The organism is Saccharibacillus sacchari, from assembly GCF_037722395.1.
GTDB lineage: Bacteria > Bacillota > Bacilli > Paenibacillales > Paenibacillaceae > Saccharibacillus > Saccharibacillus sacchari_A.
In genome coordinates this window covers 84,029-98,389 of sequence record NZ_JBBKAR010000056.1, presented here as the reverse complement: position 1 = coordinate 98,389, position 14,361 = coordinate 84,029, and the positions used below count along the sequence as shown (strand labels likewise).

Here is a 14,361-nt window from a genome sequence, read left to right as displayed (position 1 = left end):
CGCTCAGTTTACTCTTCGATGTTTGGCGGATCGAACCGCCGCGCACGTTGTTCGAACAGCTGATTTTCCAGCATTTCCATACGCTTGCGTTCCCAATCCGCCCTTTGCTCCGCGAATCGTTCGGATGTCTCGTCTTCGAGGATCGTCCAGAGGTCGCTCAGCAGATATCCTTCCACTTTGACAAGGCTGTCCGCGTAAGGCCCCGTTATCCAGGCCAAGCCTTCCGGAAGCAGCCTGATTCGGCGGTATCCGTCGGCCGTTTCCGCTACCTGACCGAGTTTGATCGCGTTCAACATCTGGCCAAACGTATACCAATTCATGCTACTTGCGTTCAATCATTTTAAAATCGTCGTAGTGGAAACCCGGTGCCACGATGCACGTAACCAATACCGGCTCATCGCCGACCGGGCGCGCCTTCTGCCAATGTTTGCCCGGAACCAGTCCCTGGAAAGTCTGGCCGTTAGCCGTATCAGGACCCAGGATAATCTTTTCGCCCTCGACCGGTTCTTCGCCGTCGCCGCCCAGCGTCAGAGCCAGCGGACCCCCGGTATGCCAGAGCCACAACTCGTCGGAATGCACGACGTGCCATTCCGAAGCTTCGCCCGGATGCAGCAGGAAATAGATTGAACTTGCGGCAAAACGGTCCCCTGTGTATTCCTCCGGCAGTACGCTTTGCGGAATCGTAAATGACGATTTCCACAGTTCCTTGTGCCATCCGCCTTCGATATGACCCTCAAGCCCCAGCAATTCAACGAGCGGGGAAAGTTGGGATGATTGATTTGGATTCATAGGTACGGTTCTTCCTTCCTTTAATCAAGATTTCGAGTAGAGATTCTTGATTTCCAGCATACTATACTATCGGCTTTTCAACCAAAAGATTTTTGTGGTTTGCCTTCGGTGAGATCCTATCAAATTTTGCGGGGACAATGTCTGCTTTAAGGGTATATTAAGAACAGAACGAAAAACTTGTCGGATTATGGTTCGTTTCATCTTCAATCCCCCGAGCAAGAAGATGAAACACACCCGCGATAAGCGATAGGTTTTTAGATAAGTTTTTAAAGGAGAGATTCCATGCAACTATCGGTCGAAACGAGGCGGGAAATGCAGCGCGCATTCGAAGCCTGCCGGGAGACGATCGGAGGATTTCCACCCCCCTTCGCCCAACTCGGCATTCGTTACCTGGATCGATTCGATCCAGGACTCGGAAACGGCCCCACCAACTATATCTGTTGCCTGCTCCCCTACTGGCTGCGCGAGTCGGCAGGGGCCACGCTGGAACACTGCCGCGGGATTGCGGAAGCCAATATCTTCGGCATGCTGCATTTCCACCTTCAGGACGAGCGAATAGATCGGCAGTCCGGCTTGGATCGCAACCATATTGCCCTGTCCCAGTTGCTCAACGCGGAGATGGCCGTTCGATATGCCGCGATATTTCGCTCCGCAAATGATTTTCGCGAGGCTCTTGTTTCTTGCACAGCCGAATGGGCAGCAGGACTTGCTTCCGAGCGAAATGCAGATCCCTTTTACGAACACCCACCAGATATTGCAGCCCGATCCGCTCCTCTGCTGCTCTGTCCCCTAGCTTTATTCCCTACTAACCAAGCTTTGCAAGCCCGTGCGCTCCATGCGGTTCGCCAAACGTTGATTACACTCCAAATGGCCGACGATTGGGCAGACTATGCGGATGATCTACAAGACGGCTCTTACAACTGCCTTGTCTCGCTATATCGCAAAGAGTACGCGAGCACCATCGAAGACCCAATCTCTTCTGCGGATATTGAAGCTGCCGTGTATGGAAAAGGCATGCTTGGTCGCTACGCACAATTCTCGGCAGCCAGACAACTTGAACTTGAAGCTTACCGCACGGATTTTCCCGGCCTGATCGGTTTCCATGCTGCTCTGGCAGGCGATTTGGAGCGCATTGCAGCCAGCATCGAAAAAGAAAAACACACGCTGTCATTAGGCGGATTGAACTATTGGCTCCTCGGCCGATAACCCCTCTCTTCATATCTGGTTAAAACGTTGCTTTTCCGCTTGCTATCCCCTTTTGACCATGTTATAATTTTCCACAAAAATAAAACCTTCTCAGTTCGATTGCGATTCTTTGGATTTTCGATCGACCTCAGACGGACCCAACGTCACTTGTCCTCCTGTTCAACAATCATGGATTCGCATGCGAAAGGATGATGTTCAATGGCAAACCTGACAACGGAAACTTTGATCAAAACCCAAGTGATTCAAAAAGCATGGGAAGATCCCGACTTCCGGGCCCGTCTGCTGGCCGATCCGAAAAGCGCCCTGCGTGACGCTTTCGGTATCGAACTGCCTGACTCTATTACTCTGACTGCGGTTGAAGAATCGGCGAATGACTTCTATCTGGTCATCCCTCCGCACCCTTCCGAGATTATTCCAAAAGCCGAGCGAATTACAATCGAGCCGGCAGCCATGTGGGGAACAGGCGGCTAAGCGATATCCATCCCTCATATTGATCGAAACGCGCAAGGAGCGGGACCCCCGCGACCTCCGTTCGGACCCCTTACTCAGAGGCTTCCGGCAAACGAATGGTTGCTTCGGTTCCCGCTCCTTTTTCACTGCTGAATTTCAATGTTCCTTGCATGGCCTCAATGATGCGGAATGTGACCATAAGCCCAAGGCCTGTTCCCTTTGTTTTATTGGAGAAGTACGGTTCGCCGAGCCGCTTCAATTCTTCCGGTCCCATACCTGTACCGTTATCGCGAATGCGGATAACAACCTCACCGTTTTCTTTGGCTGCCATAATCGTAATCTGACCTTCGTCCTGAAGCGCCTCGATACTGTTTTTGATCATATTGATAAACGCTTGTTTGAACTTCGATGAATTTCCTTTGACATAAAGATCAGGCGCGATATCCACAACGATCTGTCCATGATGAATGCTGGCCAGCGGCGTCAATACCCCTTCGATATGACGGAACTCTTCCGCGATCGATAAGATTTTCACATTTTCCGCACCCGGTTTGGCAAAGGTCAGAAAATCAGTAATAATGCCTGAAGCCCGGTCCAATTCATCCAGCGCCATATCGATATACGCTTTCTCCGACGTGGCTGAACGTTCTCCAAGCAACTGTAAAAATCCACGCGTCACTTGCAGCGGATTGCGCACCTCATGAGCAACCGAAGCCGCCAGCTCGCTGATAATCTCCATTTTTTCCGCGTGTTGCAGTTCATTGTTAAACATTTCGAGTTCTTTCGAGTATTGGAGCACCTGATTATGCGTCTCGGTAAAGCGTCGGCCCAACACCACGATCAGCGAAATGACAAAAACCACCATCCCCCATTTCCACCAATACAGATCGTACTGCTCCTCCGTCGCATAATAGCGGAACAACTCGAACACGCCGACTCCCGCAAAAACAGCCAAACCCGCGTTGAAAATCCAGGCCTCCTTGTTCTTTTGCAAACTGTAAACCACCGAACAGACCAGCATCGTCAGCAATTCCACGATCATCAGCACCCCGAGGACGGTCGTGGTCAGAAGATAATAGATCGAGAAAAAGCGCTCGTTTGTCCATACGTTCACAAGAACGAGGATCAAACACAAAAAAGAGTAACCCAATTGAAAACGGCTTAGATACAAAATTGAATTTTTGTACCCTTTTCCAAAAATCAGTTGGAAAAAATACAGGAAGGAAGGCAAAAGCGTAAACAGTGCAATATCGAACAAATGCTGAAGCATTCGACCATATTCGGGATAAAGCGTAAACAAAAACGGGGAATACGATACCACAAGCAGGCCGATCGACAAAATAACAAAGCTCAGCGATAACCAGGACGCAACATAGCTACGATTCAAAAACAAGGCGCATATCAGCATCACGATCCCGATCAGCACAAATGAGCCGCCGAGCATAATGTCCAGCATGTCATGGGTAAGATATACGGTCAATAACTCGTAAAAACTGCCGAATACGATATGTTGAACGATACCCGACCGCTCTTCCGTAAGCTGAAGACGAATATAGATCGAACTTCCGGCATCTTCCGCACGAAGCGGCAGCAGCAGTTCGTTCATCGCATACCGATCCTGCCGATGGGAATCGAACAGCTCGCGGTATTCGGTGTAGGCAACCACGTTGCGCGCATAGGCTTTCTCGATCAATACCGCGGGAATCGCCCAATCCAACCGGGGAATATCGATCCGTACCCAAGCCCAGGCCGCGCCTATCGGACGGGAAGGAGGCATCGATTCTTCGTCCATCATCGTCCAGTCCAGCGAATGCAGAACCCGTTCAGGCGGCGTATCCGAATGCTCGTCCCAACCGCCGGGGTCCCATAAAAATTGCCAAGACCCGACTTCAGAAACTTCGGCTTCTTTTTTTTCGTGCGGATAAGCCTGTACGCCTAGAAATAGAATGACCAATACTCCGATTAAAACAGCTAATATTTTGGTTAAAGTTCGCATAGTCCCTCCTGTCGGTCCAGTTCATCTTCAACCCCTCCGGGCAAGAAGATGAACTGAACCCGCGATAAGCGACTCTTTTGATTGATAATCTCTTGATCTCTAATCTCTTGATCTCTAATCTCTCGATCTCTTAATCTCTCGATCTCTTAATCTCTTGATCTCTTGATCTCTTGATCTCTCGATCTCTAATCTCTCGATTTATACCCTCTTGATCTCCAATCCCTTCAATTCACCAATCTTTCTCACTTACACATTCGCCACCCCCGCTTCGCTTCCCTGCCTGACCCTATACTTCATTTATTTCGACGGGTAAAAAGCCCTTGTTTCAAGGTCTGGAGTCCTGTGTATAAATTATCAACTTAACCGCTCTCCAATCTGGAGCCAAGCGAAACCAAGATGGATCGAGGAGGAATTCAACATGAATAATTCGCATAGAGACGTGGATGTCGAAGAACGCAGAATCGAGAAAAAATCGGATTCGAGCCTGGTCGCTTCAACATTTATCAAATACGCCGCCTATATCATCATCATTTTTGGCATCCTGTATTTTCTGGTCCGTTATGTCTTCCCGATGTTCCAATAAACGTAAAAATAGTCGTTCAAACGACCCAGTATGCAAAAAGACGGATTTCCTTGGCCATTGCCTCGGAAATCCGTCTTTTTTGTCGTTTTATCGGTTGATACTCTAAAGTTGCCAGTCGATAGACCGGTTCTTAATCGCGATACAACCGTTGAGCCGCATGCAGTGTAGGTCCCACGAAGGAATTGATTGGGAAGCCGTGACGAATCGCTGCGGTCACGAATGCTTTTGCATGTTTGACTGCCGTACGCACATCCGCCCCTTTTGCCAACTCAGCCGTAATCGCCGCCGAGAACGTGCAGCCCGCGCCGTGAATATAGTTCGTCTCGATCCGATCGGACTCCAACAGCTCGAAGTCTTGGCCGTCGTAGATCAGATCAACAGCCTTCTCGTGCAGCAGCTTGCCTCCGCCTTTGATCACGACATGCTTGGCGCCGAGCTCGTGAATTTTCACGGCTGCGTTTTTCATATCCTCGACTGTACGGATAGGCGCCGTTTTCGCAAGCTGGGAAGCTTCGAACAGGTTTGGCGTGACGACCGTTGCTTTTGGAACCAATTTTTCCAGAATGGCTTCCGCCGTATCGGGGTTCAACACTTCGTTCTCGCCTTTGCAGACCATAACCGGATCGACAACGAAATGCTCCAACGGGCGCTCTTCGATCTTGCGCGCAACCGCGTCGATGATCTCAACGGTGCTGAGCATGCCTGTTTTGGCCGATGTTACGCCGATGCCGTTCAGCACGGTGTCCAATTGGCTCTCCAGTAACTCTGCCGACATCGGCGTTACATTGTGGCTCCACAGCTGCGGGTCCATCGTAACCACGCAGGTGAGCGCCGTCATTCCGTATACGTTCAGCTCCTGGAATGTTTTCAGGTCAGCCTGGATGCCTGCTCCCCCACTTGTATCGGAACCGGCAATCGTCAAAACTTTAGGTATCGTCATCTTCCAAACGCCTCCTGGGTCTATATTTTAAGCCTGTTGACAGAGCTGGTCCAAATCCAGCCTGTCGGCCTGCTTGTGTGTCCATGCTGCGCCGGATTAACGGAAAACACCGCAGCCTTCGGTAATGGTAAGACGAAGCGACTGTCTTGTCAACCGCTTACCAAAGCGTATGTTGCCTGCTTACTTTGATTGACCGTCCGCGATATTTGTTTTTCGAAACGGAGCGGTCTGGTCGATCTTCTTATAATGAGCAATAAAGGCACAAGCCAGCAGCGCCGCACCGTTAATCACGAATATCCAATGGATAGGAATCACCGCGCCCAGCACGCCGCCGATCAGCGGCCCCGCCATCGTACCGATCTGCGTCGCCGACTGGTTCAGACTGAACGCCCGGCCCCGGAATTCAGGCTTGGTCACCTGTACGATCATGGCGTTCACCGCCGGGAACACCGCGGCGAAGAACAGGCCGTATATGAAGCGCAAAATGCCGAAGCCGACATACCCGGTTACGAAGAATTGCAGCAGATTACCTACCGCTCCCCCGATCAAGCCGATCATAAGCACCTTGCCGTAACCGATCTTCCCGCCGATCCTGCCCCAACGCGGCGCCATGATGACGGTCGCCACGCCTACCGCGGAAAAGACGACGCCCGATATCAACGATATTCGGTCGGACGCAATATCCATGCCTTGCACATAGATCGTAATAAGCGGCTCCAAAATCATGACCGAGAAGTTGCTCATGGCGACCAGTCCGAGCAGAGCGAAAAACACCGGAATCCCTGCCGCCTGCTTCAAATCGTCTTTGACCCTGGAGCGGACCTTCGGCCGTTTGAATTCTTTTTCATGCACCAGGAACGTCGCGACCAGTGCCGCAATCAGCACGATCGCACTCGAAAATAGAAAAGCGTTCCGGTTGCCCAACGTAAAGCTGACCACACCGCCAATCAACGGTCCGATGATATTCCCGGAAGCACTGGCTGTCGCCATGATGCCGAGCGCATATCCGGTCTTCTCCTCCGGCGTGTTCGTCCCGACCAAAGCAATCGCCGCCGGAATAAATCCCGCAAGCAGACCCTGGAAAAGACGCAGGGCCACAAGCTGAACCGGGTCCTGCACGAAAAAGTTGATCAAATACAAAGCTGCCAAACTATAGCCTGAGCGAATCAACATCGGCTTACGCCCGTACTTGTCCGCAAGAGATCCCCAGAACGGAGAAATCAACGCGCTCGACAAAAACGTAATCCCGAACGCCACACCTGCCCAGATCGATAAATACTGATTCCCTACGCCAAGCTCGTCATGCATAAAAATCGGCAAAAAAGGGATCGAGATCGAATAGGCCATGCTACAAAAAAATACGCCGGCCCATAACACGACCAAATTCTTTTTCCATGAAAATTCCATCCGTCCGCACGCCCTTTCGCATGCAAGACGGCGCCCGCTCCTGTCCGGATATCGCCCGATAATCCGGTACTCTGCCCTATCCCAAAAGACGGGTTACGTCTATAAGGGCCAAAATACCAGGGCGTGTCTGAAAAGAGCGGTCCGCCGCCTTGCCAAAGTCGACGTTCGCTTGAATGCGCGCGATACCTCCGTCGGCCCAATCGCCACGCCGCAAACGCCCATTGTTTCTAACTTATTAATTTTACTCCTATTCGATAGAAATTCCCAATCGAACCCAGAGGGATGTAGCGAAAACAAGCACGATTTCAGGTCATATGGCGCAGCAGGCTCCACAAGGCGCAAAAGCATGACGGATCGCGGCCGGATGCTCGGCTTCCCCTTTTCAACATGGAAAGAAGCACGTCGACTCTCCGTATCGAAAACACAGACACCCCCTAGATAAACGGTTACAATAACAGTCTTTCGGGTAAAGCCTATGTATACAACGAATATGATGAACACGAAGGAGAGATGACATCATGGCTTTCGATCCGAGAAACGAATCCGACCGCGCCCACGAACGTTTTCAACTGGAACGCGATACCCCCTACTCCGAGGAGCGCGGCATTCCCGATGAAACTCTGGAGTATGTCGATACCGTCCAAGAAAATGCGCCTGTAGATACTGAACAAGCCATAACCGATCCGGAAGCGTATCCGAACCGGACGGAAGAAGATCCGCATCTGGACTCTCCGCTGTTGGAAGACGTGCCGGACGCCGACGATCTGCACCCGGACAGTCCTGTCGATCCGGCAGCTCCCGCTCAGGACGAACCTCACGGAACCGACCTGCTCAACGGAGCCGGCGGAGAACAGGGACGAGCGGAGCTGGCAGCCGATTCCGAAGACCCCGCCCGTCCTTTGATCACCGACGGCGATCGAGAGACCGTGCATCCGGATAATCTGGTGACCGAACGCGATACCGATCCGGAAAACGGATTATTCCGCGAAGGTTCTTTCCCTGCATCGTTGCCAGACGACGTTCAGAAGAATCTGATCGATTCGGAAACGGATCAAGGTTACCGGGACGAAGTGTATACGGACGAGGATGAATAAAACTTCTTGACCGTCTAGCCTCTCCGCTTTATGATGAACATAACTTTGAGTGCAAAGGGGAAATTTTGATGACGGGGTATGTTCTTAACTAATTAATTCCATACAGGATAGTCTTGGATCAGGAACGATCGAAAAATCGCTTGAAGCGGTTTTATTTCGTGGTACCTGTTTGAAGCTGTCCGGAATTCAGTTAAGAACAGCGAATCATTTCTTCATAAACTTGAGGTGGGTATTTATACTCTTTCGAGTTTTCGGGCCGCGCTGTAGCTGAAGCGCGGCTCTTTTGGTGTCTGCGTATAAGAAAGGATAAGCGGTTTGAGCCTATTTCCTTCCTTGCGCGCAGAACGACTCCTCCGCGCGGACGCTGTGGAGTGTATACGAATCCTTGAACGAGACGAATAGGTTCGGAGGCACGGGAGTGCCGGAACCAGACCTCGGAAGACGGAAGATAAGCTGATTGGAGCTTCTTCGGAATCGGACCATTGATTTCGAAAAGCCGACTGAATCGGCCTGTCTTCCGTCTTTTTTTATTTTCCGGCTATGTCTGTTTGCAGATTCAACGGTATGCACTCCAATCCCAACACGAAGGAGCAATTCCAATCATGAACAACCTTTCAACGATTCAGGCTCACACCCTGGAACGCCTCGAATACGAGCGCGTCAAACACGAATTATCCGTCTACGCTGTTTCTTATTTGGGCAAAAAACACATCGCCGAACTCCAGCCAACCACTGAAGCCCGAACGCTGCGGCGGCGTCTGGACGAGACCGACGAAGCCACAAGCGTACTGCGCCGGGGAGCCAGCATTCCGCTGCCGTCGCTGACCGGAATGGAACAGATCCTGGACTTGCTCGGCTCCGGCTATGTATTCCAGGAACAAGACTTCACGCACCTGCATCAATTTCTGCGCAGTTGTACCCAGCTGATCGATTATATGCGGACAAAAGCCGACTGGGCGCCGAACGCCGCCTCCTATGCTTCCGGCATGCACCGTCTGGAACGGCTGCAAGCGGACATCGAGCGCTGCATCCGCAACAGCCGCGTGCTCGATTCCGCCAGTCGCGAATTATCCAAAGTCCGCCGCCGTATGGCAACCGTCGAAGAACGCAGCGCGCGCCGGCTCGCCGAACTGATGGCGAAGCACCGTTCGATTTTGCAGGAAAGCCTGGCCGTGCAACGCGGAGGCCGCTCCGCGATCCCGGTACGCAAAGAATACCGCAAAATGGTGAAAGGCTCGGTATTGGACGAATCCTCCAGCGGCCAGACCGTTTATATCGAACCGGAAGAAATTCGGCAGTTCCACGACGAATTGGAGCTGCTGCGAACCGAGGAAGCACGCGAAGAAACGAAGATCCTCAGCGAGCTAACCGGAATTGCCGAAGAGTACCGCAGCGAGCTTATCGTCAACGCGCAGTTGGTAGGCGAATACGACTTCCTGTTTGCCAAAGCCCGTTACGCCTTGGCGCTGGATGCCGTCAACGTCAAACTGAACGTGCAGGGAATCATTCGCTTGCGCGGCGCGCGACATCCGCTGATGGGGTCGAAGATGGTTCCTCTAAATTTCGAGCTGGGCGAACGCTTTCGCATGCTGATTGTCACCGGACCGAATACGGGCGGCAAGACATTGGCCCTCAAAACGGTCGGTCTGCTCACGCTAATGGCGCAATCCGGCCTGTTGATCCCGGCCGAGACCGGCGGCGAAATCGCCGTATTCACGGGCATCGAAGCCGATATCGGCGACGGACAAAGCATTCAGCAGGCGCTCAGTACCTTTTCCGCCCATATCCGCCGGGTCAAAACCATTCTGGAAACGGCGGATCGCCAAACGCTGGTGCTGATCGACGAGATGGCGTCCGGCACCGATCCGGGCGAAGGTGTCGGCTTGTCGATCGCGGTGCTGGAAGAGCTGCGCAGACGCGATTCGTGCGTCGTCGTGACGACCCATTTTACCGAAATCAAAAACTTCGCTTCGGCGACGAACGGCTGCGAGAATGCCCGCATGGAGTTCGACGCCGAGACGTTGCAGCCGCTGTATCGGTTAACGATTGGCGAAGCGGGTCGCAGCTATGCGTTCGCTATTGCCAAAAAGCTCGGGATCCCTGATGCCGTGACTCGGCGGGCAGAAGAACTGACAAGACGCACGCAGTCACCCGAAGTCGCCCTTCCCCCGCAAACGGAAGCAGCAACAAAAGCGGCAGATCAAAACTTGGATCATGCAAAGCCGGCTTTCGGCCTCCCGGAAGTCTCGACCGCCAAAGCCATGCGCGACGATCTTTCCCTACTGCCCGGCGCTTCGCTGCGGCGTGCAGAACCTGAGCCGCAAGCGTCCACCCTATCGGCAGGAACAACGGGCGAAGAAGCTTCGGAGCATGAAGCAACGTCTGCCAAACCCGCAACCTTCCGTATCGGAGACAGCGTCTCGATTCCCTACCTGGGCAAAACGGGAATCATCTATGCGCAGGAAGACGGCATGGGCCATATCGGCGTACAGATTCAGGGCAAAAAAGTACGGATCGCCCGCAAACGTCTCCAGCCGCATATCGCTCGCGAATCGCTGTACCCGGACGGTTACGATCTCAGCATCGTCCTCGATTCCAAAGAAAACCGCAAAAAACGCAGTAAAATGGAACGGAAGCATATGGAAGGCGTAACGATCGAGCAATCTCCCGACGAACGCGGCGAAAGTTGGCGGCGATAACGCTTCGCCAAAATCGCTTCGGAAGCGATTCCTGCGTATCAGCAACAATTCGAGATGCAAAACAGCCAAAACAAATGAAGCGCTCCCGCACTTAAGCAGGAGCGCTTTTTTCAATCTTTTACTTTTCGATCCCGGCAACCGATATCTTCATCGCGTTGATCGCGCTCACCCGCAAATTCTCCAGCACGAACGCAATCGGCAGCTCCGATCCGTCCAGCATGGACAGCTCGATCGTACGACTTTCGCCAGGCAACAGATCAAAGTAGTTGTCGCTGAAACGAACGCGTCCGAGCGGCAGCTCCAGCTTCACCATGCGCGCGAACGAAGCGGAAGCTTGCACGGTGACTTGGCACTGAGCTTTTGCTTGTCCGGTTTCTTTTTTTCCCGGCTTGATCGCGGATTCTGCCAACCGCTCGTCCATCAGCCAAGCCGCCCGAATATCGCGTTCTCCCGCCTGCTGTTCCTGCGGAGCCGTGATATCGACTTCCCACGCCAGCTCTGCCGTTCCAAGCTTCAGCTCCCGATGGTCGCGCAGCATATAGGTCTGTGCGAACCCGGCCGCTCCCCCGCTGATCCAGCGCAGTCGAATGAACGTCTCGGCCGCATCGTTCCCGTTTAACGCTTCCGCTTCGCCGACTTCTCCAAGCCATTTCGGCCCATGCAGCGCACCGTCCGAGCGGAAGACGTACTCCCCGACCTTTTTCCCGTCAAAAGACCAGACTTCCAGCGCCGCTTCGACTTCGATCGCTTCAGGCCCGTCGTTCACCGCCCATACTTTCAGCGGCTCGCCCGGTTCGTGCTCCAGCGACAGCAGCAGCGGATGGTAAAACTTTTTCGCGTAATAGTAAGCCGCTTTCGGCAGCAGCTCGTAGTCGATCATCGCCCAGCTCGTGCCCGGCCAACTGTCGTTCAACTGCCAGATCAGACTGCCCCCGCTGCGCGGATTGCGCCGATAATGCTCGACCCCGTAACGCAGTCCTTCCGCCTGGGTCAACATCGAGAAATTCATGTATTCCTCGATATCGCGCGGGATTCCCGTATAACCTTCCATCAGCAAAATGCCTTTGAGATGATTGGTGTCCTTGTTGCGGTACGCCATCTCTTCGCTGCCCCAGACGAATTCGCCTTCCGGCATGTTTTTCTCCAGCGTGTAGCGGTTGGCCGAAGCGTGCATGCCGAATTCGCTGCTGAACAGCGCCATGTCCTGCTTGTAATTTCGGAACGTGACTCCTTGGATGCTGTAATCCAAAATCGGCGCTTCGCCGAACTTGCGCGGGTAAACGGAACCATGCCACACCTGCCAGTTATGCCGATCGCCGGCTTCCGGATCGTTGGCGTCATTGCCGCCGAACGGCGATGACGGCCAGTAGGCGCGGTTCGGGTCGAGCAACTCCAGCACTTCCGGGATCAACTCGTGGTAGATCAGCTCGCCGTAAAAGTCGCTTTTGATATCCCCGCCCGCCGTTTTCATATCGTACAGCCAGTCAATCTCGTTGTTGCCGCACCAGAGTGCAAGCGAAGCCCGTCCACGCAGCCTTTTCACGTTGTATTCAACCTCGGCGCGCACATTGTCCATAAAGTCCTGATTAAAGTCCGGGAACAGCGCGTTGGCGAAAGCGAAATCCTGCCACACCAACACCCCTTGACGGTCGCATTCTTCGTAAAAGATTTCCTTTTCATAAATGCCGCCCCCCCAGATCCGCAGCATGTTCATCCCGGATTCGGCCGACAGCGATACCAGCTCCCGGTAGCGTGAATCCGGAATCGCCCCGATCATATTGTCCGCCGGAATCCAGTTAGCGCCCCGGGCGTAACCCGGTTGATTGTTGAGGAAAAAGCGAAACGCCGCGCGGCCCTGTTCGTCTTCGGTCCGCAGTTCGATCGTGCGCACCCCGACTGCCTGTGTCACCGTATCGATCGGCTCGTCTGCCGCATACAGCTCCACCGTCAGCGTATAGCGATGCGGCTCGCCCAGATCGTGCGTCCACCATAGCTTGGGATCGGACAACACGACGGATGCCGAGAACGATGCTTGGCGGCGGCTGGCCGGACGGAAATGCGCAGACCGGGCGCTGCGTACGCTCGGCGCGCCGACAAATGTCTCGGATCGAGTCACCGAGAAAGGCGAAGAACCTGTCTGTGGCGAAATCTTGGAAGACATATCACCACCTGGCAAACGGTCGGTCGATTGGTTTTCGTAAAGAGTCGCTTGAGCCGATCCGTTCGCGGAACGTAGGTCGGACACCCCTTTTTCCGTCAACTCGGATTTGTATACGACCTTTCCTGCCGCGTCCTCCAGCCTTATTTTCAACACAAGGGGAACGTCCGGCATGCCGCGGTACGTCTCGATTTCCGCGGAAAATTGCAGCTTTGCTTCCCGCTCGGTGATCGACACCGTTTCAGCGAATACGCTTTCGATCTTGGCCTGCATATGCCGCTTCAATCGCACGCCGCCCCAGATCCCGACCGTGACCAGACGCGGCCCCCAGTCCCATCCGAAGTTCATCGCGGCTTTGCGCAGCCACGGGCGTTCCTTCGTATACGAAGACCAATCGAAGCGTTCTTTGTCCTTCTGATGCGGAAGCAGCGGATCGAAGCGGACAGCAACCATATTCCAGCCCGAACGGATCACACGTGTCACATCGAACGTATGCGCCATCAGCATATTGCCAACCCGGCCGATCTCGTGTCCGTTGACAAAGATCGTCGCAAAGGTGTCCAAACCGTCGAACGTCAGCTCGAACCGCTCGGCTTTGTCTTTCGTCAACGCGCCGCTGTATTCGAAGCCGCGCCGATACCACCATTCCCTTTCTTCGATCCAGCGGCTTTTCAGATCATTATGCCCAAAATACGGAGGATCGATGACGCGCCGCTCCGTCAATGCGTGATGTACATCCCCCGGCACCTGCCCCGTCATCCAGTACCGGTCGTCCAAGCCTGGTGCCGCATTCTCCTGCGAAGGCGTAGCTCCCGGCGCGAAATCCTTGATCCTCCAGCTTCCGTTCAATTCGGTTGTGACGGCTGCGTGACTGTCATTCCTGTTCATTCTTGAATTCCCCTTTCGAGATAACGCTTTCAACATTCTCTTTTAAACTATCACAACGTGCCGAACGGGTACAGACGCAACTTCTCGACATGCTATACTTGATCTGAAGCATAGGCTTAAGACGCGTGAACGATATAACGAAACCACAAAC

The 14,361-nt window shown here is 53.3% G+C and carries 11 protein-coding genes; 5 read left to right on the top strand and 6 right to left on the bottom strand.

Annotated features, from left to right (window positions below):
• Positions 1-8: 8 nt before the first annotated feature.
• Both WKI47_RS21650 and WKI47_RS21645 read right to left on the bottom strand, forming a co-directional pair.
• Positions 9-320: a hypothetical protein gene (locus tag WKI47_RS21650; protein ID WP_340229272.1), complete on the bottom strand. Its 312-nt coding sequence runs from the start codon at positions 318-320 to the stop codon at positions 9-11.
• Between the two features lies 1 nt (position 321).
• Positions 322-789, bottom strand: coding sequence for a cupin domain-containing protein (locus tag WKI47_RS21645; protein WP_340229271.1), 468 nt, complete (start codon positions 787-789; stop codon positions 322-324).
• Positions 790-1,071: 282 nt separating this feature from the next.
• Between WKI47_RS21645 and WKI47_RS21640 the strand changes: the two genes are divergently transcribed.
• Together WKI47_RS21640 and WKI47_RS21635 are read left to right on the top strand one after the other, a co-directional pair.
• Complete coding sequence (locus WKI47_RS21640) at positions 1,072-1,995, top strand: hypothetical protein (protein ID WP_340229270.1); 924 nt, start codon at positions 1,072-1,074, stop codon at positions 1,993-1,995.
• Positions 1,996-2,193: 198 nt separating this feature from the next.
• Entirely contained in the window at positions 2,194-2,466 is a 273-nt protein-coding gene (locus WKI47_RS21635) for an NHLP leader peptide family RiPP precursor (protein WP_425355497.1), read from the top strand.
• A 70-nt stretch (positions 2,467-2,536) separates the two neighbouring features.
• Here the strand turns inward: WKI47_RS21635 and WKI47_RS21630 are convergent, their stop codons facing one another.
• Positions 2,537-4,441: an ATP-binding protein gene (locus tag WKI47_RS21630; RefSeq protein WP_340229269.1), complete on the bottom strand. Its 1,905-nt coding sequence runs from the start codon at positions 4,439-4,441 to the stop codon at positions 2,537-2,539.
• 418 nt (positions 4,442-4,859) lie between these two features.
• Between WKI47_RS21630 and WKI47_RS21625 the strand changes: the two genes are divergently transcribed.
• A complete protein-coding gene (locus WKI47_RS21625; RefSeq protein ID WP_340229268.1) occupies positions 4,860-5,024 on the top strand; it encodes a hypothetical protein in 165 nt (54 codons plus the stop codon).
• A gap of 130 nt (positions 5,025-5,154) precedes the next feature.
• Here WKI47_RS21625 and pdxK read toward each other — a convergent pair whose 3' ends face one another.
• A complete protein-coding gene (pdxK, locus tag WKI47_RS21620) occupies positions 5,155-5,964 on the bottom strand; it encodes a pyridoxine/pyridoxal/pyridoxamine kinase (RefSeq protein WP_340229267.1) in 810 nt (269 codons plus the stop codon).
• A gap of 180 nt (positions 5,965-6,144) precedes the next feature.
• On the bottom strand, positions 6,145-7,371 hold the full coding sequence (locus WKI47_RS21615) for an MFS transporter (RefSeq protein WP_340229266.1): 1,227 nt from the start codon (positions 7,369-7,371) through the stop codon (positions 6,145-6,147).
• A 518-nt stretch (positions 7,372-7,889) separates the two neighbouring features.
• Between WKI47_RS21615 and WKI47_RS21610 the strand changes: the two genes are divergently transcribed.
• Positions 7,890-8,465: a hypothetical protein gene (locus WKI47_RS21610; RefSeq protein WP_340229265.1), complete on the top strand. Its 576-nt coding sequence runs from the start codon at positions 7,890-7,892 to the stop codon at positions 8,463-8,465.
• 602 nt (positions 8,466-9,067) lie between these two features.
• On the top strand, positions 9,068-11,164 hold the full coding sequence (locus WKI47_RS21605; RefSeq protein ID WP_340229264.1) for an endonuclease MutS2: 2,097 nt from the start codon (positions 9,068-9,070) through the stop codon (positions 11,162-11,164).
• Between the two features lie 118 nt (positions 11,165-11,282).
• On the opposite strand, the gene WKI47_RS21600 is transcribed toward WKI47_RS21605, so the two are convergent.
• On the bottom strand, positions 11,283-14,210 hold the full coding sequence (locus WKI47_RS21600) for a beta-mannosidase (RefSeq protein ID WP_340229263.1): 2,928 nt from the start codon (positions 14,208-14,210) through the stop codon (positions 11,283-11,285).
• Positions 14,211-14,361: the final 151 nt, after the last annotated feature.